Source organism: Methylotuvimicrobium buryatense (assembly GCF_005931095.1).
GTDB classification, from domain to species: Bacteria; Pseudomonadota; Gammaproteobacteria; order Methylococcales; family Methylomonadaceae; genus Methylotuvimicrobium; species Methylotuvimicrobium buryatense.
This window is the reverse complement of the sequence record NZ_CP035467.1, coordinates 3,709,090-3,731,214: the sequence shown is the minus strand read 5'-3', so window position 1 is coordinate 3,731,214 and position 22,125 is coordinate 3,709,090. Positions and strand designations below refer to the sequence as shown.

The following is a 22,125-nucleotide window of genomic DNA, read 5'->3' as shown; positions in this document are numbered from 1 at the left end:
CGTTTTTTAAAAGTTTTAGAGAGACGCAATGGCTGGACACAGTAAATGGGCAAATATCAAGCATAGGAAGGCCGGGCAGGATGCCAAGCGCGGCAAAATTTTTACCAAAATGATTCGTGAAATTTCAGTTGCGGCAAAGGCGGGCGGCGGCGATCCGGCTTCGAATCCGACCTTGCGCACCGCGATCGATAAGGCGCTGGGCGCCAATATGAAGCGCGATACGATCGACAATACGATCAAAAAAGCAACCGGAGCGCTGGAAGCTGAAAATTACGAGGAAGTACGCTATGAAGGCTACGGACCTGCCGGTGTCGCGATCATGATCGATTGTTTGACCGATAATCGAAATCGCACGGTCGGCGAGGTGCGCCATGCCTTCAGTAAGGCGGGCGGTAATCTCGGTACCGACGGTTCGGTAGCTTATTTGTTCAACAAAGTCGGCATTATCAGTTTTCCGGATTCGGTCGATGAGGATGCAGTGATTGAAGCAGCGCTCGAAGCCGGAGCCGATGATGTCGTGACCAATGAAGATGGGTCTATCGACGTCATCACGGCGCCGGAGAGTTATATGGACGTCAAGGAAGCGTTGATTGCGAAAGATTTCAAGCCGGAAAATTCCGAGATAACGATGCAACCTTCGACCAGTGCCGAGTTGAACGCCGAGGAAGCCGAAAAGTTGATGCGGCTGATCGACCGGCTCGAAGATTTGGACGATGTGCAAAACGTCTATTCGAATGCCGATATCAGCGATGAAATCATGGAGCAAATGTCAGCTGTTTGACCGCTTTCCGTTCCTTAAGGAACGAGCATGAAATAACTTAACCAACTGTTGGAAGAGGGGGGTGGTGGCTCGATTGATAGGTGTCGGCGGCAGGGCAGATTTTTGCTCCTGCAAAATCTGCATTCATGGCATCCATGGCAATCAGATTCCGCCGCCAAGCCAACATGGATGTATTCACGGCGTCCTGTCAAGCGAGTCACCAAACCGCCCAAAGCCTACTACTTGTACAAGTTATTTTGTGTATATTCCTAAGGTTAAATCCCCTTTCGACTATTGAAGAAGTTATTTCATACCTGTTCCATAGCGTGTTGTATTTTCGAATGAAAATGCTTTTTTGCCGTTCACCCGCAACCGACATCATTACTCAGTGACCAAAATTTTAGGCATAGACCCGGGGTCTCGCATCACCGGTTACGGGATCATCGAGGATACGTCCCGTGGCGCGAAATATATTGCCAGCGGCAGTATCCGGGTCGGTTCGGATTATTTCCCGGACCGGTTGAAACTCATTTTCGAAGGATTGGTACAGGTGGTCGAGCTCTACCGGCCCGACCAAATGGCGATAGAACAGGTCTTCATGCATAAAAATGCAGATTCGGCACTTAAATTGGGCCAGGCCCGGGGGGCGGCTATTTGCGCGGTACAGGCGGCCGGTTTGCCGGTTTACGAATATGCGGCGAGGCAGGTCAAGCAGGCCTTGGTCGGTAAGGGTAATGCCGAAAAAGCGCAGGTTCAGCATATGGTTAAAATTCTGTTAAATTTACAAGGCGACATGCAAATCGATGCCGGCGACGCGCTTGGGATTTGCCTGTGTCATGCGCATTACCAGCAAACCGCGCAACGCCTTCGGCTCGGAGTGCCCGGATGATCGGTTATTTGCGGGGGAAGCTGGCGAGTAAGGCACCGCCGGTATTGGTGATCGATGTGAATGGCGTCGGCTATGAAATCGAAGCGCCGATGACGACGTTTTACAACTTGCCCAAACTTGGTGAAGAGGTCAAGTTGTTCACGCATCTAGTTGTAAGGGAAGACGCGCATATCCTATTCGGTTTTGCGTCCGAAGCCGATCGTTTGATGTTCAGAACCTTGATCAAAGTCAATGGTGTCGGGCCTAAATTAGCTTTGACGATCTTGTCGGGCCAAAGCGCCGAAGAGTTTCATCGTTGTATTCACAATAACGATACTCAGTCTTTAGTGCGCTTACCCGGTGTCGGCAAAAAGACCGCCGAGCGCTTAATCGTCGAAATGCGCGACCGCTTACCCGCATTGGACGGTTCGTCGGTTTCGACCCAAAGTGGCGAGACGATATTACCGGCGATTGCCGCCCAGCCGATTCAGGAGGCGATTAGCGCGTTATGCGCGTTGGGTTACAAACCGCAAGATGCGGGGCGAATGGTTCGCGCGATTCCTGCCGAAGGCAAAAGTTGTGAGGACATCATCAGATTAGCTCTGCAAGGGGCAGCGAAATGATTCAAAGCGACCGCTTGATCAGCGCCGAAGGTAGCAATGATGAAGAACGCCAGGATCGAGCGATTCGGCCTAAGCGTTTGCAGGATTATGTCGGCCAGCAAGAATTGCGGACGCAGATGGATATCTTTATCCGGGCCGCGCTCGGACGTAAGGAAGCATTGGATCATGTTCTGATTTTCGGGCCGCCGGGCCTTGGTAAAACCACCTTGGCCAATATCATCGCCGCCGAAATGAATGTGCATATTCGTCAGACTTCGGGGCCGGTGCTCGACAAAGCCGGAGATCTTGCTGCATTGTTGACCAACCTCGAGGCGCATGATGTCTTGTTCATTGACGAAATTCACCGTTTGAGTCCAATGGTCGAAGAAGTGCTGTATCCGGCGATGGAGGATTATCAAATCGATATTATGATCGGCGAGGGTCCCGCGGCCCGTTCGATCAAGCTTGATCTGCCGCCGTTCACGCTGGTCGGCGCGACGACGCGCGCAGGTCTTTTGACATCGCCGTTGCGCGACCGTTTCGGCATCGTGCAGCGGCTCGAATTTTATACGGTCGAGGAATTGGCGGCCATTGTGACGCGTTCGGCAAATTTACTGAAAATTGCAATCGAATCGGCAGGTGCTCATGAAATTGCACGCCGTTCGAGGGGAACTCCGCGTATTGCCAATCGATTATTGCGGCGCGTGCGCGATTTCGCCGAAGTCAAAGGCGACGGCAAGGTTTCCGAACAAATCGCCGGCGAAGCGCTGGCGATGCTCAAAGTCGATAATAACGGCTTTGATGCGTTGGATAGAAAATTGCTTAGAACGATGATCGACAATTTTGCCGGCGGCCCGGTAGGTCTAGACACATTGGCGGCCGCGATTAGCGAAGAGCGCGGCACGATCGAAGATGTGCTGGAGCCGTATTTGTTGCAACAAGGTTTTATTATGCGTACGCCCAGAGGACGGGTCGTAACGCAGAATGCTTATCTGCATTTCGGCTTGCAGCCCCCGGTACAAATGGGCGCAACCGACGAGTTGTTTACTTGAGAGGAAAGAGGAAAGAGGAAAGAGGAAAGAGGAAAGAGGAAAGGGGAAAGGGGAAAGGGGAAAGGGGAAAGGGGAAAGGGGAAGGGGAAGGGGAAGGGGAAGGGGAAGGGGAAGTTTGTGCTTGACAAATGATAGAAAAGTCACATCATTTCACTATTCACTATTCACTATTCACTATTCACTATTCACTATTCACTATTCACTATTCACTATTCACTATTCACTATTCACTATTCACTATTCACAACTCTCGTTCACGTTTTTACATCTCAAATAGTCTCTAAACAATCATCCCTATGCAAACATTTAATTGGCCCGTTCGGATTTATTACGAGGATACCGATGCCGGAGGCGTCGTTTTCTATGCGAATTATTTGAAGTTTTTCGAGCGGGCACGAACCGAAATGCTGCGCTCAATGGGGTTCGAGCAAGATCGCTTGATCGACGAGCAAGGAATTATTTTCGTTGTACGCTCGGTTCAGATCGATTATTTAATGCCCGCGCGCTTCAACGAGCAAATAAATGTCAGCGCCATAGTGACTTTAGCTAAAAAAGCCAGTCTAATATTCGAGCAAACCATTACCCGGGGAAGCGATGTGTTATGTACCGGAACGGTGCGTATCGCTTGCTTGGATTCCAAAAACATGAGGCCAAAAGCCATACCTGACATTTTATTAGAGCCATTACATAATGAATGCTGATTTATCCTTGTTTCATTTAATTAAAGAAGCCAGTTTTATTGTTCAACTGGTGATGTTGATCTTAGTTGTCGCGTCAGTTGTTTCTTGGACTTATATTTTTTCGAAAACTAGAGAACTTGCTAAAGCGGCCGATATTGCGGATGAATTTGAAGAGGAATTTTGGTCGGGTGTCGAGCTTAGCGATCTATATAAAAGATTGACCGATGCCGATTTCGAACCGGAAGGCATCGAGAAAATTTTTCTGGCGGGTTACCGAGAGTATTCAAGGATGCGGCAAAAAGCCGGTATCGATCCTGAGGTTCAAGTCGAAAATGCGCAGCGCGCGATGAAGATCGAGTTAAACCGGGAGCTGGAACGACTCGACGAACATTTGCCTTTTTTGGCGACGGTCGGATCGATTAGCCCGTATGTCGGTTTGTTCGGAACGGTTTGGGGGATCATGAATTCATTTCGTTCATTGGGTAATGTGCAACAAGCAACCTTGGCTCAAGTCGCTCCGGGCATCGCCGAGGCATTGATAGCCACAGCAATGGGGCTGTTTGCCGCTATTCCTGCTGTAATTGCCTACAACCGTTTTGCTAGTCGTTTGGATCGTTTGATCGGGCGGTATGAACTCTTTATCGATGAATTTGTCGTTTTATTGCAAAGGCAGGCGCACAGTCAATGAGCAGTAGACAATCAGGCCGCAGAAAGCCTAAAGCCGAGATCAATGTCGTTCCTTACATTGACGTAACTTTGGTGTTGTTGATTATTTTCATGGTGACTGCGCCGATGCTTCAGACCGGGGTCGAAGTTGACTTGCCTCAAGCAGACACCGAGACTGCCGAGCAGCAGAACGATCCGCCGGTAATCGTGTCTATCGATCGCGAAGGGCGTTTTTATGTGGATATGGCAGGACAGGAAAGTCAGGAGATGGGGGCTGATGAAATGACAGCCACGGTTGCCGATGTGCTTAGGGATAAACCGACAATACAAGTATTTATTCGAGGTGATAAGTTTGTTGATTATGGCAAGGTTATCAGTGCGATGGCGGCCTTAAAAAATGCGGGAGTACCTAAAGTAGGATTAATGACACAGCCATATCAGCATTAAATACGTATGATTAGTAAACGTAAATTAACCGGGCCTTTTATCCTGGCCCTGACTCTGCACGTTCTGCTTCTTAGCGTATTTATGCTCAGCTTCGATTCGAAATCTCCAGTGTTTGAGACAGGCCCCGCGCCCGAGATTATTGAAGCGATGGTGATCGATGAGTCGTTGATTCAGGCTGAGGCGGAGCGACTGAAGACACAGCAAAATAAGCTACTCGAGTCGCAACGCCAAATGGAAGAAGCTAAACGGCAAGAAGACGAAAAGCTTAAGCAGCAACAATTGGTCGAGCAGCAAAAAAAAATGGCTGCCGAACAACTAAAGGCCGAACAATTGGCTGCAGAGAAGCGTAAAGCGGAAGAAGTAGCCAAACAAAAGGCCGAAGCCGAACGTGTCGCGGCCGAGAAACGTAAAGCCGATGAAGCGGCCAAGCAAAAAGCAGCGGCCGATAAACTCAAGGCCGAACAATTGGCTGCAGAGAAGCGTAAGGCGGAAGAAGCAGCCAAACAAAAAGCCGAAGCCGAACGTGTAGCGGCCGAGAAACGCAAGGCCGAGGAAACGGCCAAGCAAAAAGCAGCCGCCGATAAACTCAAGGCTGAACAATTGGCCGCCGAGAAGCGTAAAGCCGAGGAAACGGCCAAGCAAAAAGCAGCGGCCGATAAACTCAAGGCCGAACAATTGGCTGCAGAGAAGCGCAAGGCGGAAGAAGCCGCCAAACAAAAAGCCGAAGCCGAACGTGTGGCTGCCGAGAAACGTAAAGCCGATGAAGCGGCCAAGCAAAAGGCAGCATCGGAAAAAGTAAAGGCCGAACAATTGGCCGCAGAGAAGCGCAAGGCGGAAGAAGCCGCCAAACAAAAGGCCGAAGCCGAGCGTATCGCGGCCGAGAAACGTAAAGCCGATGAAGCGGCCAAGCAAAAGGCAGCATCGGAAAAAGTAAAGGCTGAACAATTGGCCGCAGAGAAGCGCAAGGCGGAAGAAGCCGCCAAACAAAAGGCCGAAGCCGAGCGTATCGCGGCCGAGAAACGTAAAGCCGATGAAGCGGCCAAGCAAAAGGCAGCATCGGAAAAAGTAAAGGCTGAACAATTGGCCGCAGAGAAGCGCAAGGCGGAAGAAGCCGCCAAACAAAAGGCCGAAGCCGAACGTGTGGCGGCCGAGAAACGTAAAGCCGAGGAAGCGGCGAAACAAAAGGCGGCAGCGGAAAAACTAAAAGCCGAACAATTAGCTGCAGAGAAGCGCAAGGCTGAGGAAGCCGCCAAGCAAAAAGCCGAAGCCGATCGTTTAGCCGCTGAAAAGCGTAAGGCCGAAGAGGCAGCGAAAAGAGCCGCCGAAGAAAAACGAAAAGCTGAGGAAGCTGCGGCCGAAAAGCGCCGGCAAGAAGAATTGGCGAGGCAAAAAGCCGAAGCAGAAAAGCGAGAGGCCGAGCGGTTATCGGAATTGGCTAGACAACAAGCAGAAAAATTGCGACAAGAAGATGAGGCTAGAAAGCAGGCTGCAGCCGCAGCCGAAGAAGCTAGAAAACAAGCCGAAGCTAAGCGTCAGCAAGAATTAAGCGACGCTAAAAATAAAGCGATAGCGGAGATTAGAAATAAAGTTGAAAGAAGTTGGATTCGACCGGTTTCGTCGCAAGGACAATTAAAATGTACGATCCGAGTCAATTTACTTTCGGATGGCTCGGTAATGGATGCGTCGGTTGTGTCAAGTAGTGGCGATCCAGCATTCGATCGTTCGGCTGAAAATGCGGTTAAAAAGGCATCGCCATTAACATTTCCCAGAGAGCTCTATGCATCGTTTAAAAGCTTTACGTTCGTGTTTTGCCCGGGATGTTGAAAACTCTAATTTAAACGATTGAAAACAGCGATGGGGCAACCATCCAAATGATTACAGGTATTAAGAGGTAAACGTGTTTTATTTGATAAAAAATTTTACGCTTTTCAGTTTCATCGCGTTGTACGCATCGCTTAGCCAAGCTGAATTAACTATTCAAATCACTAAAGGTTCGGAAAAAGCGATGCCGATCGCGATAGTGCCGTTTGGCGGGCAAGCGGGGCAGACAGCCATTCCGGTCGATATCGCCGAGGTTGTTGATAACGATTTGAATCGTAGCGGTTATTTCAACACCTTGCCGCGCAAGGATATGTTGACGAAGCCGACAACACCGGAAGAAGTGCGTTTCCGTAATTGGCAGGTATTGGGTCAAGACTATTTGGTGATCGGTCAAGTCATACCGGAAGGTGGAAGGTATAATATCAATTTCCAATTGTTCGATGTTTATAAAAACGAACAAATGCTGGGTTATCGGATGACGGTTCCGAGCAACGAACTGCGAAAATCGGCGCATCACATTAGCGATCTGATTTTTGAAAAGCTGATCGGTAAGAAAGGCGACTTTAGCGGACGTATTGCCTATGTTACGGTCAACAAAGAGCCGAACGGAAGGAAAAAATATAATTTGGAAGTGGCTGATGCCGATGGCTATGGGCCTAGGACGGTAGCAGCTTCCTATGAGCCGGTTATGTCGCCGGCGTGGTCCCCCGATGGAAGGATGCTTGCTTACGTATCTTTTGAAAGCAAGGCGTCAGCGATTTATGTGCAGGTACTGGCAACCGGTAAACGGACCCGAGTGGCCTATTTTCCCGGCATCAACGGCGCGCCGGCCTGGTCGCCGGACGGTTCTAAGTTGGCGTTGACGCTATCGAAAGATGGCAGTCCCGATATATTTACACTGGATTTATCCTCGCGCTCGCTGACTAAATTGTCTACCGGCTATTCGATCGATACCGAGCCTGTATGGTCGCCTGACGGCAAGCATATCGTATTTACGTCCGACCGCGGAGGTAAGCCGCAACTGTATATGATGCCGGCTCGCGGAGGTCAGGTAAAACGATTGACTTTCGATGGCGCATATAATGCCGGTGCGTCGTTCTCAAGCGACGGTAGTAGTTTGGCAATGGTTCATGGCAACAAAGGCGATTATCGCATAGCGGTGATGGATATGGGGTCGAGAACAATTAACGTGTTAACTGGAGGGCCTTTGGACGATGCGCCGAGTTTTTCGCCGAACGGTACCAAAATACTCTATGCGACGAAACAGGGGGGTAGAACGGTTTTATCGGTCGTATCCATCGATGGTAGAATGCAACAAAAATTAGTACTTAACAGCGGTGAGGTGCGTGAACCGGCCTGGTCGCCTTAGCCCGGCAAATATCGCCAACGGACAATCCGTTGGAAATTAATAAATTATTGTAATATTAGTGGCTTATATTTTTGGAGAAGCACTTAAATGAAATTGAATCAATCAGTCTTAGCGTTAGCAATTATGGCTGCATTATTAACAGGCTGTAGTTCGGATGACGAAACGGCTACCGATTTCATGGACGGAACGCAAGGCGGTACCGCCGATGCGAGTCTATCCGGTTATGGCGATGGGTCGGGAATATCCGGCTCGGAAACTTATGGCAGTGGCAGTGGCAGTGGGTACGGTAGCGGCAGTGCCGAGTATCCTAATGCGTTTTTAGGATCCGAATTCAGCGATCCTTCAAATCCGTTGTCGAAAAGCACGATTTATTTCATGTTCGACAGTAGTCAGGTTCAGCAGGATTTTATTCCGGTGATCGCCGCACACGCACAATATTTGGTGTCGCATCCAACTCGACGCTTGACTTTGGAAGGGCATGCCGATGAGCGCGGTTCATCCGAATACAATATTGCATTGGGCGAGCAAAGAGCCAAGTCGGTCGCTAGAATGATGAAAGTTCAAGGTGTATCGGAAAGCCAATTACAAATCGTTAGTTACGGTGAAGAAAAGCCGGCCGTTGACGGACATGATGAATCGGCTTATCAGCTGAATCGCCGCGTCGAATTGCTTTACCAGGGTCAATAATGAAAGTACGCCTGCTGTTATTGTTATCAATTAGCGGTAGCGTATACGCGCAAAGAATGCCGTTACCGCCGGTGGTCGATAACGCCGCTTATCCTGCTGCCGTTGCCAATGCCCCCAAGCCTTCGGCCGCTAGTACGCTCTATGAAATACTAGGCCGCGTCGAACAATTGCAAGTCGAGGTTCAGCAACTGCGTGGGCAAGTGGAAGAGCAGGCGTATACGATTACCGAGTTGAAAAAGCGTCAAAATACGATTTATTCCGATTTGGATCAGCGCCTTCAAGTCATTGAGAGTGCGGGAGTTGGCGCTCAATCCATTCCGGAAACAGTGCCTGAGCCGGAAGTGGAGCCACAGCCAGCTCCTTCCGTCGCGCCAGTTATACAGCAACCGCAAGCCATTCAAACTAAGCCGGAACCGGTAAAACCGGCAAGTATTGAGTCCGAAAAACAGCGTTATCAGCAAGCTTATGAAACGTTGAAGAATGGTCATTACAGTAACGCCATTTCCGAGTTTAAACAATTTTTGACTGATTATCCGGCGGGAGAGTATTCCGATAATGCGCAATATTGGTTAGGCGAGGCTTATAAGGTGAACCGCGAAGTCAGTTTGTCGCGCGAAGCATTCAATAAACTCATTACGAATTATCCGAATAGCCCGAAGGTGAGAGACGGCTTGTTGAAGCTTGGCTATATCGAATTAGAGCAAAATAACCTTGCCAAAGCGCGTGAATATTTTACTCGTATTACCGCAAACTATCCCGGCACGACAGCCGCTCATTTAGCGGCCAAAAAACTACAGCAGCTAAATAACAATCAGTAACCGTGTCCTCGTTAAAAATCACTGAGATATTTTACTCGTTGCAAGGCGAGTCCAATACTGTCGGCTTGCCGACGGTTTTTATTCGTTTGACCGGATGTCCGTTGAGGTGTGTCTATTGCGATACCGCCTATGCCTTTAGCGGCGGCGAAAGGATGGCGATTGATGAAATCATCAATCGCGTCAGCCAATATCGCACGAAATACATTACTGTGACTGGCGGCGAGCCTTTGGCTCAGTCCGCTTGTCTCGAGTTAATGAGCCGCTTGGCCGATTTGGGTTATCAGGTTTCGATTGAAACCAGCGGAGCACTCGATGTGTCAGGTGTCGACGATCGCGTTGTTAAAGTCATGGACTTGAAAACGCCAAGTTCAGGCGAGCTTCACAGAAATCTATTCGATAACATCGCGTATCTGAAAGCCAACGATCAGGTGAAGTTTGTGATCGGCGATGACCATGATTACCAATGGTCGAAGTCTATCATCGATCAATATAATTTAGACCAGCGCTGTGATTTATTATTTTCGCCAACGATGGGGCAGCAGGACCCAACAGAATTAGCCGAAAAAATACTGAACGATAATTTACCGGTCAGATTCCAGATTCAGTTGCATAAACTGTTGTGGAATGACGCGCAAGGACGTTAAGAATCATGCAAAAAAAAGCGGTCGTTTTATTATCCGGCGGATTGGATTCGATTACTGTATTAGCGCTTGCCAAAAGGCAAGGCTACGCCTGTTATGCACTGAGTTTCGATTACGGTCAAAGGCATAATGCCGAACTGCAAGCGGCCAAACACATAGCCGCGGAATACGGCGTCGTCGATCATAAAATTATTCATATCGGGTTAAATGATATTGGCGGCTCTGCCTTGACCGATGAGCACATCGCCGTACCCAATTCGTTGCAGCCAGGTATACCGGTTACTTATGTGCCGGCCAGAAATACGATTTTTCTATCTTTTGCATTGGGATGGGCTGAAGTTCTGAATTCGAGAGATATTTTTATCGGCGTGAATGCGATAGATTATTCCGGTTATCCCGATTGTCGGCCAGAGTTTATCAAGGCTTTTCAATCGCTTGCCGAATTGGCTACCAAGGCAGGAGTTGAAGGAGGGCATTTTTCGATACATGTCCCATTGATCGAAATGAGTAAAGCGGATATCATACGCACCGGTTCGGAATTAGGCGTCGATTACAGTCAAACCGTATCGTGCTATTCTGCGGATAAATTCGGTAATGCTTGCGGCGTTTGCGATGCCTGCAGGCTTCGCAAAGCGGGTTTCGAGTTGGCAGGAATTGAAGATCCGACTCGCTACCAAAAAAAATAAAAAAAGAGTTGCACAAAGCCGAAATATCCTTATAATAGTCAATCTTTGTTGGGTCGTTAGCTCAGCCGGTAGAGCACCGCACTTTTAATGCGATGGTCGTGCGTTCGAATCGCACACGACCCACCAACAAATTCAAGCGCTTAGGTTTATAGCCAAGTGCTTTTTTTATGTCTGAAATTACCCACTGGGTAATTCATGATGCTAATCGCAGCATCGTTACCCCTTCTACCTTGGTCAATTTCTCGACCGCATCTAATAATTCACCCACTTCGGCGGGCGAGTAGTGGACCGTGATATCTCCGTCGATATGGTGCATCAGCGCCTTCCTTGTCTCCAGAGGTACTCCGGCTAAACGCAGACGCCTAGCAAAGGTATGTCTCAGATTATGCGGTCCCGATAATACGTTGTCACCGACTGGCAATCCTGCTCTTGTCCACGCTTTTCTCCATGCCGAATTGTTCATCCGGTCAACCGGTTTGCCACGATAACCAAATACGTGGGTATTGTGTTTACCGCGTAGGTTCTCGATGACCTTTTTCGCCACACTGTTCAGCACTATCAGGTAGGTGGTTTCGTTTTTTGTGAACTCACCCGGCACCAGAAAAACCGAAGATCCAATTTCCGGTACCTTAATTTCCCAAGCCCAGCGCAATTCAGCGACGACATTATCACGAGCACCGGTATGGATTGCAAACAACGCCATTTCAGCTAAATGATCGGGCAGTTCTTTAAGCAAACGCCTTTGCTCATCTATTGAAAGCGGGTAAGGCTTGGCCGCATCTTTCCAATCCGGCATCCTTAGCAGAGGCGCAACAGAAAGCCAGGCTTGATTATCAAGGTCGCGCCAAACCCTGGATGCCAGTGTCAAAATGCGTCTTACGACCGCAAGCTCTCTAACAACCGTTGCGCTTTTAATTCCTTGTTCCCGGCGATGTTCGATGAAGGGCTGTAGAGTCCCTTGATGAATTTGATCGAGCGGTAGCGGCCCAATCCACGGATCAAGATTCGCCAAACAATCGGCATCTCTCGATAAACTGGATTTGGTTTCCTCGTTCAAATACTTAGTCGCCGCCTCTCTGAAAGTCTTTAGCTTCGGTGCCGCCGCTTGAGTTTTTGCAGTCGCTATTGCTCCGTGGTATTCCGCTTCCGCTTCACTCCACGTGCTCGCTGTAAAGCGGTGCCGAACTCGTCCGAGGCCATTGATCCGTTTGTCAACCGCGCCTTTTCCTGTTTCCTTGTCCCAGTAGAGTCCTGGAAATTTTTTTCTTGCCATGATGGTTTCTCCTTAACCCTCACGTTGCGGGTTTTATAATCATCTAAAACTGCATCGAGGTCAATTAAATCAAATCCGACACCTTGATTTCCCATTTGAATTTCAGGCAAATAGGGTCTAATCTCTCTTTCGAACACGGTTCTCCCCATGCCGCAATAATACTGAGCTTCGGTAGGTCTTAAAATGCGAGGTGGGAATCCGTATGTCATCGTCATGCATGGTTGTGTAGCGTGGTATTATTTGGCCAGAACTGTAACAATTTTAGAAGGATCGCTAACATTTGGAGAACCAGTCATTGACAATTAAGAAAACCCCGATCCTGATGTCGCTTATAGGTACGAAAAATTGGTTTTAGATAAGGAAAAATTGGTTTTAGATTCGTTTGAGCAATTTTTTACCTTTGAATTTTATCTTCGATATTTGAGGCAAAATTGCAGCAAAGATTTACGTAGAATTCAAACCCTAAAAAAACTTATTAGAAAGAAATTTATTAAATTAGATACGGTTAATAAATTATCTCAAACTAATTTATATTTTCCTGACGATCCGGGATGCATATATCCTATAGATTTGGAATTACATGATTTAGTTGACTGGACACTAAATGCACTCCAGTTTTCATACATTAGCTTAGATAGTCTGTGCATTTATTTAGGTTATGGTAGCTTGCAGTTTTCAGAGCAAGATACTAATCTTTTGTTTACACCATTTAACGAGTTAAAAGAACATGTGAAACCAAGTCAAAAAGACCTGGCATATCGCTTTTCAGATTTAACAAGTCAGCAAAATATAAAGGCTGTATTTAATTGGTGGTGTAAGCATATCGATGGAAATTATAGAGATACAAATAAATTGATAGGAAAAATTGGAACTGCCAGAATAGAAAAGAAATTAGAAGAAGACGGCACTTATAAAACTATTCATTGTTTTTCACAGGTCCCTTTTTTGTCGCCGAATGTTATTTTTTTTAGAAATGAAAATTATTGTATCTATAACTCTGATTACAATGAAATTAAGATTGATGGGGAGGAAGTAACAAACTCTATTGTGTTGAGTGTTAGAGTTGATAAGGATTTTCAAAACTTAGATGAAGTATTGGATGAATTTGTTGACCATCTTCGTGGTAGGCAAGCAATGTGGTTTTTTGACAAGTTGCAATCAGGGGATTATCCTGGTTTTGAGCTCAACGATCCAGTTCCGACCATAGGCTCAAAATTAAAGTTATCTAGCCAATACTGCCCTATATTAGACCGTTATAATTCCATAACAAAGAATCTCGTTGGGTTGATGTGCTACGATGAAGTGAAGAAGAACAAAAATGGTATAAAGAAAACCTCCATTACTAATGTTGCGGAAAAGCTTTCACATGATATTGCAGAATTCATAGATTGCGATGCCTCTGTTATTGAAAAAGATTACTATTATGTTTCAAAAAAAATAAACAATATAAATGAAGTTATAAAACTTAAGCAACACAGTAAAAAAAGTCCTGATTAGCAGTAATCGTTTAGCCCCCCATCACTAAAAAAGTAGCATCTCCCGTTAAAACATGAAAAGCTATAGGACATGACGTTGAGCGACCGAGACCTTAGCCAAATGGACACGGACTATCTGGATGATTTGCCGGAGGGTGAGTTGCGTCCATTGAGTAAGCAACTGTTGGCGGATCTCAAAGAAGCCCGAGAACGACTCAAACAATCCCCGGATACGAGTTCGCGTCCGCCGTCATCCCGGGAGCCTTGGCAATCGAATCAATCCAGCGCCGAACCGTCGGAAGAAGCGCCGGCAACGGACGACTTGTCGGCACTGGATTCGTCTGAGTCTTCGTCAGATGACTTACCTAGCCAGGACTCGGCAACACCTCCGGCGGCGACCGGTGATAGCGGAAAGCCTAAAAAAGCCGGGCGCCAAGTCGGTAGCCCAGGCTATAGCCGCAACCTGACCTTACCGGTGACACGGACAATTGAGCATCGCCCGGATTGCTGCGCCGCGTGTAGGCAATCGTTTGCCGACAACACCGACTACCGACCCTGGAACGCCCGGTTCGAACTGGAGCTTGAAATCGGCAACGCCGAATCGCCGAAATTACAAATCGAACATAGCCGACATGACTACTTCTCGGCGACCTGTCCCTGCGGTCATCAAACCCGCGCCGAGCCCGGGCGAGGCGCCGACGAAGATGGCTGGAGCGTAGCCCTGAGCGAATGGCATCTGTGCGGCCCTCGGTTGGTTAGCTTTTTGGTTTATCTCTCATTGTCCCTACGGGCATCGCGCAGCAGAATCCAAGCCTATTTGCGCGATTGGCTGGGAATCTACCTCAGCACCAGCACCATCAATCAATGCATTCATGAAGCGGGACGTGCCGTTGCGCCGGTCGTCGACGAGCAGTTGATCGCGGAACTCAAGGCCGCCGGCCTCTTACATATCGATGAAACACCCTGGAAAGAAGCCGGGCAGTTATTTTGGCTCTGGGTCTTTGTCAGCGCACAGACGGTGATTTATCAAGTGGGCAAACGCCATCGTCTCGTCGTGAACCAGCTCTTAGGGGAAGCGTTTTGCGGCTTACTGATGACCGACGGCTACAGCGTCTATCGCATCTTTCCTAGGCGCTTGCGCTGTTGGGCGCACTTGGTGCGCAAGGCCCGAGCACTGTATCAGTGCCTGGATAGCGAAGGACAAGCTTTCGGCGAAGCCTTGTTATTGGCCATGATCCTGTTGATGCGCAACATCCACCGACTCCGCGAATCGCCGCCGGATGCCGAATCCTTATGGGCGCAGAATCAACAGTTGCTGACCTTGCTGCGCTCGCTCTGCGAGACGCACCGAGACATCGCGCATGTTGACAGCCGACAATTAGCCGGCGAATTTCTCAACGATTGGGAGGCCATCGTGCGCGTGGTCGAAACGCCGGCGCATCCATTGACCAACAACGTGGCGGAACGCAGTTTGCGGCACTGGGTATTGCTGCGCAAAATCACCTTCGGTTCGCGGACGGCACAAGGCAGTCGCGTGGTTGCCTTGCTGGCGAGCGTGATTGATACCGCGCGTTTGAGAGACCTGAATCCTTGGGAGTTTATTGCTCAAACACTGGCCGAACGCCGTAAAAACCAACCCGTCCCTCGTTTGCCTATGCCGGTTTTGGCGTGATAGGAACAGGGGGGGGCTAAACGATTACGATTAGCAAGATGCTTCAGCTTGCTGAAGCCAATTGTCCGAGCAGTGGCCAGTCGTAGCCACTTCTGCGGGACGGGTTATTTAACCCGTCCCCAACGTTTCGGTTTGCCCTAAACATTTCGGCTGACTTCGGCCAAAATCAAAACGTTTAGGACGGGGTTGAAAACCCCGTCCTGCTAGGGATATGCTGGTTTTTTTTGGGCTTTAGCTGAAGAAACTTGCTAATCAGGAAAAAAGTTAAAATAGAGAATATATCGATAACTATCATTGTAACTATTCAGACCTCCAGAACCACTGGAGGAAATTTTGGAATCTGCCGTTCGGTCGTAATTATTCACATCCTCCTATAGTTCCCACGCAGAGTGTGGGAACTATAATTGCTGGGGGACTGAATAGTTACATCATTGGTAAAACGTTAATAAAATAAATGTTTTCTATTTCATTATCCCGTTCTTAAAAAATTTCAATCACATATACTTATCATGAGTTTACTTATCTGCACTAGGCACCTTGTCTAAACAGCAAATAAGAAAGCTTGCTCTGCAATAATTCTTTAACGCTCGGCGCATCGTGTCGAGCGTTTGTCTTTTTCTGCCGGATTGTAGTCTTGGTTTTCTTGGTGCGCTGTTGAGTGCCGTTAACTTGGATTGCTCTCCGGCATTTTTGTTTAGGAGTATTCGTGATGAGTATGCAATGTCCTATCTGCCGATCCGAGCAGGTGATTACGTTAGACCGTGCCAAGCGCATTGGTGGATTAGTGGGTACTGTCGGTGGCGCCATGAGCGGGTGGGCGGCCTCAAGATCTGCAACAATAGTGGGCGCAGAGATTGGGAGTGCTGTCGGCTTGGTTGGTGGACCGGTCGGTTCGGCTATTGGTACCGCCGGTGGCGCATTAATGGGCGCTTTGATATGGGGGGCAACCGCCGGCCTGACCGGTGCAAAGCTAGGTCAAGTCATCGATCAGAAAGTGTTACACAACTACGTGTGTCAGGACTGCGGACTGCAGTTCGGCGATATTCACACCGATCAACCATTAGACTAAATTCGGAGGTATTACGATGGCACATTTAGTTGAACAAATGGCCTATGTCGGGGCGCAACCCTGGCACGGCTTAGGTAATCTGTTAGCGCCTAAACAACCCTTAGAGGTTTGGGCGAAACAAGCCGGCATGGATTGGCAAATCAAAGAAACGCCGGTGCAATTTATGACCGATATCCCCGAATATATGGGCGGGCTTCATCGATTTGAAGAGCAAAAAGTATTGTACCGCTCAGATAACAAAAAAGCTTTGTCGGTGGTGTCCAAGCGTTACCAAGTGGTGCAACCGCAGGAGGTATTGGAGTTTTACCGGGATCTAACCGAAGTCGCAGGTTATCAGCTGGAAACCGCAGGAGTCTTGAAAGGCGGCAAAAAGTTTTGGGCGTTGGCTAAAACCGGACAGGCGACGGCGTTGAAAGGCAGCGATCTGGTCTATGGCTATTTACTGCTCGCCACCTCCTGTGATGGGACGTTGGCCACGACCGCTACGCCGACCACGATCCGAGTCGTCTGCAACAACACGCTGAGTATTGCGGTCAACGGTGCCAGCCAAGCGATCAAAGTGCCGCACAGCACCAAGTTCGATGCCCAAGCGGTCAAGCAGCAATTGGGTATAGCGGTTTCGCAATGGGATACTTTTATGTATCAGATGCGTACTTTGTCAGAACGCAAAGTGAAATCACACGAAGCGACCAACTACTTCCTTCGGGTATTGTGCGACGTCCCCGCCGCCAATGGCGAACCAGTCGTTTTGAATAACGAGCGAGCGCTAAAAAAGGTGCAAAGCTTGTACGAAGGCCAAGGTCATGGCGCCGATTTGGAATCGGCGAAAGGCACGGCTTGGGGCTTGCTCAATGCCGTGACCGAGTATGTCGATCATGAAAAGCGGGCGCGCAGTACCGACCACCGGATGGATTCGGCCTGGTTCGGTCAAGGTGCCAACCTCAAGAAAAAAGCGCTGGATGCCGCTGTGCAATTGGCGGCTTAGCCAGGTTGTTTCCCTACTGGGTTTGCGTCACGCAATCCTCTGTCACTTAATACGGCATCATTAAGCCGACACCCTACTTGTCACCCACTCACAAAACGCCTGATCGGTTCTCCGGTCGGGCGTTTTTGTGTGTGGCTACGAGTCAGGGCAGTTCGGTTATATATGCTCCCGCGATATCAATACAATCTGATGACCCTTCAGAAGGAGGTCTTATGACACTCTCGCTTGTTAAACCTAAACCCACGCGTAAAGCACCATCGGCCTTACGTTTAATCAATACCCGGAATTTACCTCACGCTGATTGGTTGGATATCCGTAAACGCGGCATCGGTAGTTCCGATGCCGCTGCTGCGGTGGGTTTAAATCCTTATCAGTCATCTCTGGAATTGTGGCTCAACAAAACCGGTCGGGACGGTAATCTGCCCAAGATCGATCCCAACGACGAAACTAGCCCGACCTATTGGGGGCATTTACTGGAGCCGATTGTCGCAGCACATTACAGTCGTCGCACCGGGCATAAAGTCCGCCGAGTCAATGCGGTATTACAACATCCTCATCCCGAATTGAGCTGGATGTTGGCTAATATCGACCGGGAAGTGGTCGGTACGGATGATGTACAGATTCTGGAGTGTAAAACCGCCGGAGTCCAAGGTGCCAAATTATGGCGGGACGGTGTGCCGGAATACGTACAACTGCAGGTACAGCATCAATTGGCCGTGACCGGCAAACACACAGCGGACGTAGCGGTATTGATCGGTGGTCAACAATTAGAGATTCATCGTATCGAACGCGATGCCGTCTTGATCGGTCGGTTAATCGAGTTAGAAAAAGCATTCTGGCGTTACGTAGAAACCGACACGCCGCCGCCGGCGGACGGTTCGGACTCTGCGGAGCTGGCTTTGCGGTGTTTGTATCCGCACGATAGCGGCCGGAGCATAGATTTTCGCGAGGACGTCAGCTTATCCGCTACTTTTGCCGATTTGGTGCAGGTGCGGCAAAGCCTGGAAACTCTCGAAAAACAAGAAGCCCGCTTTAAGCAAGCCCTACAGCAAGCTATGGGTGCCGCCAGTTTGGCTCACTTTGAATCCGGCACGGTCAGTTGGAAGAAAGCAAAAGATAGTCAAGTGTTGGATCACAAACGGTTGCTACAAGATCAGCCTGCGCTATTACAACAGTATGCCACCACCAAAACCGGCAGCCGGCGTTTCATTGTTCGGACAGCGGATTAACGAGAGCGACAAACGGTCAAGTTGTGCCCCCGTTATGTATTTCCAATAACCAAATCAACATACAACACAAAAGCCTTGAGCGGGGATACCTCCCCACTCAAGGCGCTATGCATGCAATGTAGAGTCAAAAACCCACAGGAGATCATTATGTTAAAAGGTTTAGCGATAACCCCGCCCGTCCTTGGGCGAATTTCCATCGGTAAGATCGTCGAAAAGGACGGCAAGCGCTTACCGATGAAAGAAGATCAATTCACGATAACCAGTCAATTACAGTGCCGAGACGGTTGGATATTACATCCCTTCGACAACACTTTGCGTACCGAGCAAGGAGGCAAAATCCGCAGTATACCGATTCGGTTGCTGTTCAACGAGCCGGATTTAAACTTTCGGGCCGAATACAGTTTGTTCGATCGAAAAACCGGTCGTCCAATGTGCGTCGGTAACGGTGAAACCTGCCGGCGCAAAACGGATGCGGGTATTGCCAGTCTGCCGTGCCCGGCCCCGGAAGGTTGCGGCTTGGCTCAAGCGGGGGCTTGTAAGCCTTACGGTCGTCTGAATGTGCTGATTGGCGATGACGATCCCTTAGGCAGCTTCATCTTTCGTACTACCGGTTTCAACAGTATCCGTACCTTGACCGCACGCTTGCAATACTTCAAAGCCATTTCCGGCAATCGGCTGTCGTGCATGCCATTGGAATTGAAACTGCGTGGCAAAACCACCCGACAAAGCCATGGCTCGGCAATCTTTTATGTGGATATCACCTTACGCGGCGATCAAAGCATTGAAGAGGCCATTAACGACGCTAAGCGGATCGAAGAACAACGCCAATCGGCAGGATTCGATCAAACGGCGCTGGATCAGGTCGCGCGATTAGGGTTCGGTAATGGTGCGTTTGAAGACAATGAGGATGATGGCTCGGCGGTCGTGGAGGAATTTTTTCCGGAACAGCAGAAAGAAGCCAGCGATGCTCAGCCAACGCCACCGACCTCTCTAGCTACAAAACTGGACGCGAAAGCGCGGCAATTGTCGTGGCAAGCGCCGGCTGATGCTAAGCCGGCATGAGTGACGAAAGGGAAATGCAACGCGCTAAAACAAACCGCTTCTTAGTCGCATTGGCCTAGCCAGTATCAACCTTTTCGAGGCGATGGACCGTTGCTGTGACGGCGGACGACACTGGAGGGAAACGCTGTAGACGTTTCCGTTATTTTTTAACAATCCTTCCGGGGAAATCCTTTCCCGTAAGGGGAGGGCATTGCTCCGGTTTTCATTATCACGGGAGAAAGCCCATGTTATTCATTCGAGGAACCAATAATCGTTACCGAGTGGCAAATGAAGAAGATGTGATCTTCGAGGCCATCCAGATATACAACCGATGTTTCAGCAAAGGCGAGCCCTTGACCAGTCCGGAAAAAGCGAGGGACTGTATCAAATTGAAACTGGCGCCGTTCGAATACGAAGTTTTTGCGTGCGTGTTTTTGGATAATCAACACAAAGTCATCGCCTGCGATGAGTTATTCAGAGGCACGATCGACAGCGCCAGCGTGTATCCGCGCGAAGTCGTCAAAGCCGCACTGAAATATAACGCGGCGGCGCTGATCTTGGCGCACAATCACCCGTCCGGCATCGGCGAACCCAGTCAGGCGGATAAGGCAATAACCGACAAACTCAAAGCCGCGTTGGCTTTGGTCGATATTCGAGTCCTTGATCACTTCATTATCGGCGAAACCGTCTATTCCTTCGCAGAGAATGGTTTATTGTGATGGATCACGATCACTGACTTTGGCGTTTTATTTTCAACCCATCGGGGAAAATACTCTAATAAGTATTTTCCTCTTTTAATGTATATGATTCCGCCGCGAATCAACACGGGGGGCTTATTATAAACGTTGTCAAAATCCGGCTTCGGTGAAGGCCGGAAGATACTTTATGCAACCGATCTTGATGCAAGCAAACACATCTCATCAAGATCCTATTGTCAACCCGACCGGGGAAATGGATCCCCGGCGGGATCGTTGTTTCTCCGGTTTTGAATCAGAGAAACCGTATGAAAAACCATGATCAAACCAGCAATGTTCCTATTTTAGTTTGGGATACCTGCGATATCGCGTTACAGCAAGCCCAGTTCCTGGTCGAAAGCGGTGAAGCAAGCGATCAAGACGAAGGCTTTACCGAAGCTTGTGCGGACAGCGACCTATTCACATTCGAATGGGAGGCCTTGACCGATTGTCTGACGGAAACCATGACATCGACCAATCCCGATGGTCATTGGCATGCCGAGGTCGAAAACTTCGGCTGGCGAAGGCAAAATGGAGGTAAGTATTTCAAGGCAGAAAACGGCCGCGAATTATTGCACGAGCTCTTACCAAACACCGAATGCACGTTCAAAATTTTTTTGGAAGATGGCCGACTTCGCATCCAAAACTTTCACCACGACGCGCCGACCGGAAACGAATGGTACACGGTTCGGCCTGTTGCACCGTAAGCCGGCCGTTTAAAAGGCTCAACGATTGGGATGTCATCTTTCGGGTTACCTCGTTCTGTCATGTGCCGTTAATTAACAACGCAGCCGAGCGGTTATTGCGGCATTGGGTGTATGGCACTCGCACCGAGCAAGGCTCGCGGGTATTCGCCATTTTAATCAGCGTGATCGAAACCTGCCGTAAAAGACAACAATCCCCTTGGCTTTATTTGGCTGTAATCATTGATCATCAGCGGACCGGGCGGCCGATTCCAAAATTGCCTCCAGTGGCCTGGGGGTCTGAATAGTTACGTTACACCTGATTTAGGCCCGGCCAAACACTACCATTAGACCAAACGTAGATATCTTTTTCATACGCAATATCGTCTATAGGCATCCGTCCTTCCGCTACCATAGCTTGAAAACGTAAGACTAAATTTTCGCCATCAACGAACACCATCATTCTACCCAGGTTAGGAAGAGCAACTGGTTCGTGTTTCATAAAATTTCCTACTGGTATTGGGATGAATGTCATAAAAAAATATCGTTAGAGCTGCGCGGCGCAAACGAAGGGCAGCGTAGTTTACGTCCGAACTAGCGATTTGTTAGCCATGCATTGCGATTTCAGCAATCTTCTGTGCCTTTTCTATACTGATACCTAAAAGAAGTTCGAGGCACAGCTTTGTCAGCGCAATGTTCCGGCAACGCTGTGATTTTCAAAAGCGGCTTCAGTATTATCTGGATTTTTGAAGCAAACCAAATCATTGACGACAATGAGCCAGTTTTCAGTCAGTGGCCAATGAGTGTTCTGTGGCAGTAATATGGTCTAGTTACTCAATAATAATATCATTTTGCTCGCCCAATACC

23 protein-coding genes, 1 tRNA gene and 1 pseudogene are annotated in these 22,125 nt (G+C 48.8%); 23 read left to right on the top strand and 2 right to left on the bottom strand.

Translation table 11 applies throughout. The annotated features are described in order from the left end of the window. Positions 1–28: 28 nt before the first annotated feature. The 14 genes from EQU24_RS16640 (at position 29) to EQU24_RS16575 (ending at position 11,223) form a co-directional block, all read left to right on the top strand. Positions 29–781, top strand: coding sequence for a YebC/PmpR family DNA-binding transcriptional regulator (locus tag EQU24_RS16640; protein ID WP_017842499.1), 753 nt, complete (start codon positions 29–31; stop codon positions 779–781). A 367-nt stretch (positions 782–1,148) separates the two neighbouring features. Further along, positions 1,149–1,649, top strand: a complete 501-nt coding sequence (ruvC, locus tag EQU24_RS16635) for a crossover junction endodeoxyribonuclease RuvC (RefSeq protein ID WP_014147527.1) — start codon at positions 1,149–1,151, stop codon at positions 1,647–1,649. Further along, positions 1,646–2,251, top strand: a complete 606-nt coding sequence (gene ruvA, locus EQU24_RS16630; protein ID WP_017842500.1) for a Holliday junction branch migration protein RuvA — start codon at positions 1,646–1,648, stop codon at positions 2,249–2,251. Before ruvC ends, ruvA begins: the two co-directional genes overlap by 4 nt. Then, on the top strand, positions 2,251–3,282 hold the full coding sequence (gene ruvB, locus EQU24_RS16625) for a Holliday junction branch migration DNA helicase RuvB (protein ID WP_175421730.1): 1,032 nt from the start codon (positions 2,251–2,253) through the stop codon (positions 3,280–3,282). The genes ruvA and ruvB overlap by 1 nt, the downstream gene beginning before the upstream one ends. Positions 3,283–3,578: 296 nt before the next feature. Further along, a complete protein-coding gene (ybgC, locus tag EQU24_RS16620; RefSeq protein ID WP_017842502.1) occupies positions 3,579–3,983 on the top strand; it encodes a tol-pal system-associated acyl-CoA thioesterase in 405 nt (134 codons plus the stop codon). After that, complete coding sequence (gene tolQ / locus EQU24_RS16615) at positions 3,973–4,650, top strand: protein TolQ (protein ID WP_014147531.1); 678 nt, start codon at positions 3,973–3,975, stop codon at positions 4,648–4,650. Before ybgC ends, tolQ begins: the two co-directional genes overlap by 11 nt. Then, positions 4,647–5,075 carry a protein TolR gene (gene tolR, locus EQU24_RS16610; protein ID WP_017842503.1) on the top strand — a complete coding sequence of 143 codons (429 nt, stop codon included), beginning with the start codon at positions 4,647–4,649 and terminating at the stop codon, positions 5,073–5,075. Before tolQ ends, tolR begins: the two co-directional genes overlap by 4 nt. Positions 5,076–5,081: 6 nt before the next feature. Next, positions 5,082–6,899 carry a cell envelope integrity protein TolA gene (tolA, locus tag EQU24_RS16605; RefSeq protein ID WP_244310890.1) on the top strand — a complete coding sequence of 606 codons (1,818 nt, stop codon included), beginning with the start codon at positions 5,082–5,084 and terminating at the stop codon, positions 6,897–6,899. A 73-nt stretch (positions 6,900–6,972) separates the two neighbouring features. Next, complete coding sequence (gene tolB, locus EQU24_RS16600; RefSeq protein ID WP_017842505.1) at positions 6,973–8,265, top strand: Tol-Pal system beta propeller repeat protein TolB; 1,293 nt, start codon at positions 6,973–6,975, stop codon at positions 8,263–8,265. A gap of 87 nt (positions 8,266–8,352) precedes the next feature. Then, a complete protein-coding gene (gene pal / locus EQU24_RS16595; protein WP_017842506.1) occupies positions 8,353–8,952 on the top strand; it encodes a peptidoglycan-associated lipoprotein Pal in 600 nt (199 codons plus the stop codon). Further along, positions 8,952–9,770 (top strand): tol-pal system protein YbgF, encoded by an 819-nt coding sequence (ybgF, locus tag EQU24_RS16590; protein WP_017842507.1) that lies wholly within the window; start codon positions 8,952–8,954, stop codon positions 9,768–9,770. Before pal ends, ybgF begins: the two co-directional genes overlap by 1 nt. Positions 9,771–9,772: 2 nt before the next feature. After that, positions 9,773–10,414: a 7-carboxy-7-deazaguanine synthase QueE gene (queE, locus tag EQU24_RS16585; protein ID WP_017842508.1), complete on the top strand. Its 642-nt coding sequence runs from the start codon at positions 9,773–9,775 to the stop codon at positions 10,412–10,414. Between the two features lie 5 nt (positions 10,415–10,419). Then, a complete protein-coding gene (gene queC / locus EQU24_RS16580; RefSeq protein ID WP_017842509.1) occupies positions 10,420–11,097 on the top strand; it encodes a 7-cyano-7-deazaguanine synthase QueC in 678 nt (225 codons plus the stop codon). Positions 11,098–11,147: 50 nt separating this feature from the next. Then, a tRNA-Lys gene (locus tag EQU24_RS16575) sits at positions 11,148–11,223 on the top strand. Between the two features lie 67 nt (positions 11,224–11,290). Here EQU24_RS16575 and EQU24_RS16570 read toward each other — a convergent pair. Beyond that, positions 11,291–12,370, bottom strand: a complete 1,080-nt coding sequence (locus EQU24_RS16570; protein ID WP_017842510.1) for a tyrosine-type recombinase/integrase — start codon at positions 12,368–12,370, stop codon at positions 11,291–11,293. A 345-nt stretch (positions 12,371–12,715) separates the two neighbouring features. On the opposite strand from EQU24_RS16570, the gene EQU24_RS16565 reads away from it, so the two are divergent. The 9 genes and pseudogenes from EQU24_RS16565 to EQU24_RS16525 form a co-directional block, all read left to right on the top strand. Next, positions 12,716–13,867, top strand: coding sequence for a hypothetical protein (locus EQU24_RS16565; protein WP_017842511.1), 1,152 nt, complete (start codon positions 12,716–12,718; stop codon positions 13,865–13,867). 69 nt (positions 13,868–13,936) lie between these two features. Further along, the gene (gene tnpC, locus EQU24_RS16560) at positions 13,937–15,517 is read left to right on the top strand and encodes an IS66 family transposase (RefSeq protein WP_040575330.1); all 1,581 of its coding nucleotides are present in this window, start codon (positions 13,937–13,939) and stop codon (positions 15,515–15,517) included. A 709-nt stretch (positions 15,518–16,226) separates the two neighbouring features. Then, complete coding sequence (locus EQU24_RS16555) at positions 16,227–16,586, top strand: hypothetical protein (protein ID WP_017842513.1); 360 nt, start codon at positions 16,227–16,229, stop codon at positions 16,584–16,586. Positions 16,587–16,602: 16 nt separating this feature from the next. Continuing rightward, positions 16,603–17,571 carry a DUF932 domain-containing protein gene (locus EQU24_RS16550; protein ID WP_017842514.1) on the top strand — a complete coding sequence of 323 codons (969 nt, stop codon included), beginning with the start codon at positions 16,603–16,605 and terminating at the stop codon, positions 17,569–17,571. A 212-nt stretch (positions 17,572–17,783) separates the two neighbouring features. Beyond that, positions 17,784–18,800, top strand: a complete 1,017-nt coding sequence (locus EQU24_RS16545) for a YqaJ viral recombinase family nuclease (protein ID WP_017842515.1) — start codon at positions 17,784–17,786, stop codon at positions 18,798–18,800. Positions 18,801–18,947: 147 nt separating this feature from the next. Beyond that, on the top strand, positions 18,948–19,862 hold the full coding sequence (locus EQU24_RS16540; protein WP_017842516.1) for a recombination directionality factor: 915 nt from the start codon (positions 18,948–18,950) through the stop codon (positions 19,860–19,862). 224 nt (positions 19,863–20,086) lie between these two features. Further along, positions 20,087–20,560, top strand: coding sequence for a RadC family protein (radC, locus tag EQU24_RS16535; protein ID WP_017842517.1), 474 nt, complete (start codon positions 20,087–20,089; stop codon positions 20,558–20,560). Positions 20,561–20,844: 284 nt separating this feature from the next. Next, the gene (locus EQU24_RS16530; protein WP_017842518.1) at positions 20,845–21,282 is read left to right on the top strand and encodes a hypothetical protein; all 438 of its coding nucleotides are present in this window, start codon (positions 20,845–20,847) and stop codon (positions 21,280–21,282) included. Between the two features lie 17 nt (positions 21,283–21,299). Further along, positions 21,300–21,566: pseudogene (locus tag EQU24_RS16525) on the top strand (IS66 family transposase); the annotation flags it as partial. Between the two features lie 5 nt (positions 21,567–21,571). Here the strand turns inward: EQU24_RS16525 and EQU24_RS16520 are convergent. Next, positions 21,572–21,760, bottom strand: a complete 189-nt coding sequence (locus tag EQU24_RS16520; protein ID WP_017842520.1) for a hypothetical protein — start codon at positions 21,758–21,760, stop codon at positions 21,572–21,574. Positions 21,761–22,125 lie beyond the last annotated feature (365 nt).

What these genes read in the sequence shown, in the direction of transcription:
- queC (WP_017842509.1), top strand. Translation starts at nt 10,420, where the DNA reads ATGCAAAAAAAAGCGGTCGTTTTATTATCCGGCGGATTGGATTCGATT.
- EQU24_RS16640 (WP_017842499.1), top strand. Translation starts at nt 29, where the DNA reads ATGGCTGGACACAGTAAATGGGCAAATATCAAGCATAGGAAGGCCGGG.
- ybgC (WP_017842502.1), top strand. Translation starts at nt 3,579, where the DNA reads ATGCAAACATTTAATTGGCCCGTTCGGATTTATTACGAGGATACCGAT.
- tolR (WP_017842503.1), top strand. Translation starts at nt 4,647, where the DNA reads ATGAGCAGTAGACAATCAGGCCGCAGAAAGCCTAAAGCCGAGATCAAT.
- pal (WP_017842506.1), top strand. Translation starts at nt 8,353, where the DNA reads ATGAAATTGAATCAATCAGTCTTAGCGTTAGCAATTATGGCTGCATTA.
- EQU24_RS16555 (WP_017842513.1), top strand. Translation starts at nt 16,227, where the DNA reads ATGAGTATGCAATGTCCTATCTGCCGATCCGAGCAGGTGATTACGTTA.
- EQU24_RS16550 (WP_017842514.1), top strand. Translation starts at nt 16,603, where the DNA reads ATGGCACATTTAGTTGAACAAATGGCCTATGTCGGGGCGCAACCCTGG.
- EQU24_RS16530 (WP_017842518.1), top strand. Translation starts at nt 20,845, where the DNA reads ATGAAAAACCATGATCAAACCAGCAATGTTCCTATTTTAGTTTGGGAT.
- EQU24_RS16545 (WP_017842515.1), top strand. Translation starts at nt 17,784, where the DNA reads ATGACACTCTCGCTTGTTAAACCTAAACCCACGCGTAAAGCACCATCG.
- tnpC (WP_040575330.1), top strand. Translation starts at nt 13,937, where the DNA reads ATGACGTTGAGCGACCGAGACCTTAGCCAAATGGACACGGACTATCTG.
- EQU24_RS16570 (WP_017842510.1), bottom strand. Translation starts at nt 12,370, where the DNA reads ATGGCAAGAAAAAAATTTCCAGGACTCTACTGGGACAAGGAAACAGGA.
- radC (WP_017842517.1), top strand. Translation starts at nt 20,087, where the DNA reads ATGTTATTCATTCGAGGAACCAATAATCGTTACCGAGTGGCAAATGAA.
- ybgF (WP_017842507.1), top strand. Translation starts at nt 8,952, where the DNA reads ATGAAAGTACGCCTGCTGTTATTGTTATCAATTAGCGGTAGCGTATAC.
- EQU24_RS16520 (WP_017842520.1), bottom strand. Translation starts at nt 21,760, where the DNA reads ATGAAACACGAACCAGTTGCTCTTCCTAACCTGGGTAGAATGATGGTG.
- tolA (WP_244310890.1), top strand. Translation starts at nt 5,082, where the DNA reads ATGATTAGTAAACGTAAATTAACCGGGCCTTTTATCCTGGCCCTGACT.
- tolQ (WP_014147531.1), top strand. Translation starts at nt 3,973, where the DNA reads ATGAATGCTGATTTATCCTTGTTTCATTTAATTAAAGAAGCCAGTTTT.
- EQU24_RS16540 (WP_017842516.1), top strand. Translation starts at nt 18,948, where the DNA reads ATGTTAAAAGGTTTAGCGATAACCCCGCCCGTCCTTGGGCGAATTTCC.
- ruvA (WP_017842500.1), top strand. Translation starts at nt 1,646, where the DNA reads ATGATCGGTTATTTGCGGGGGAAGCTGGCGAGTAAGGCACCGCCGGTA.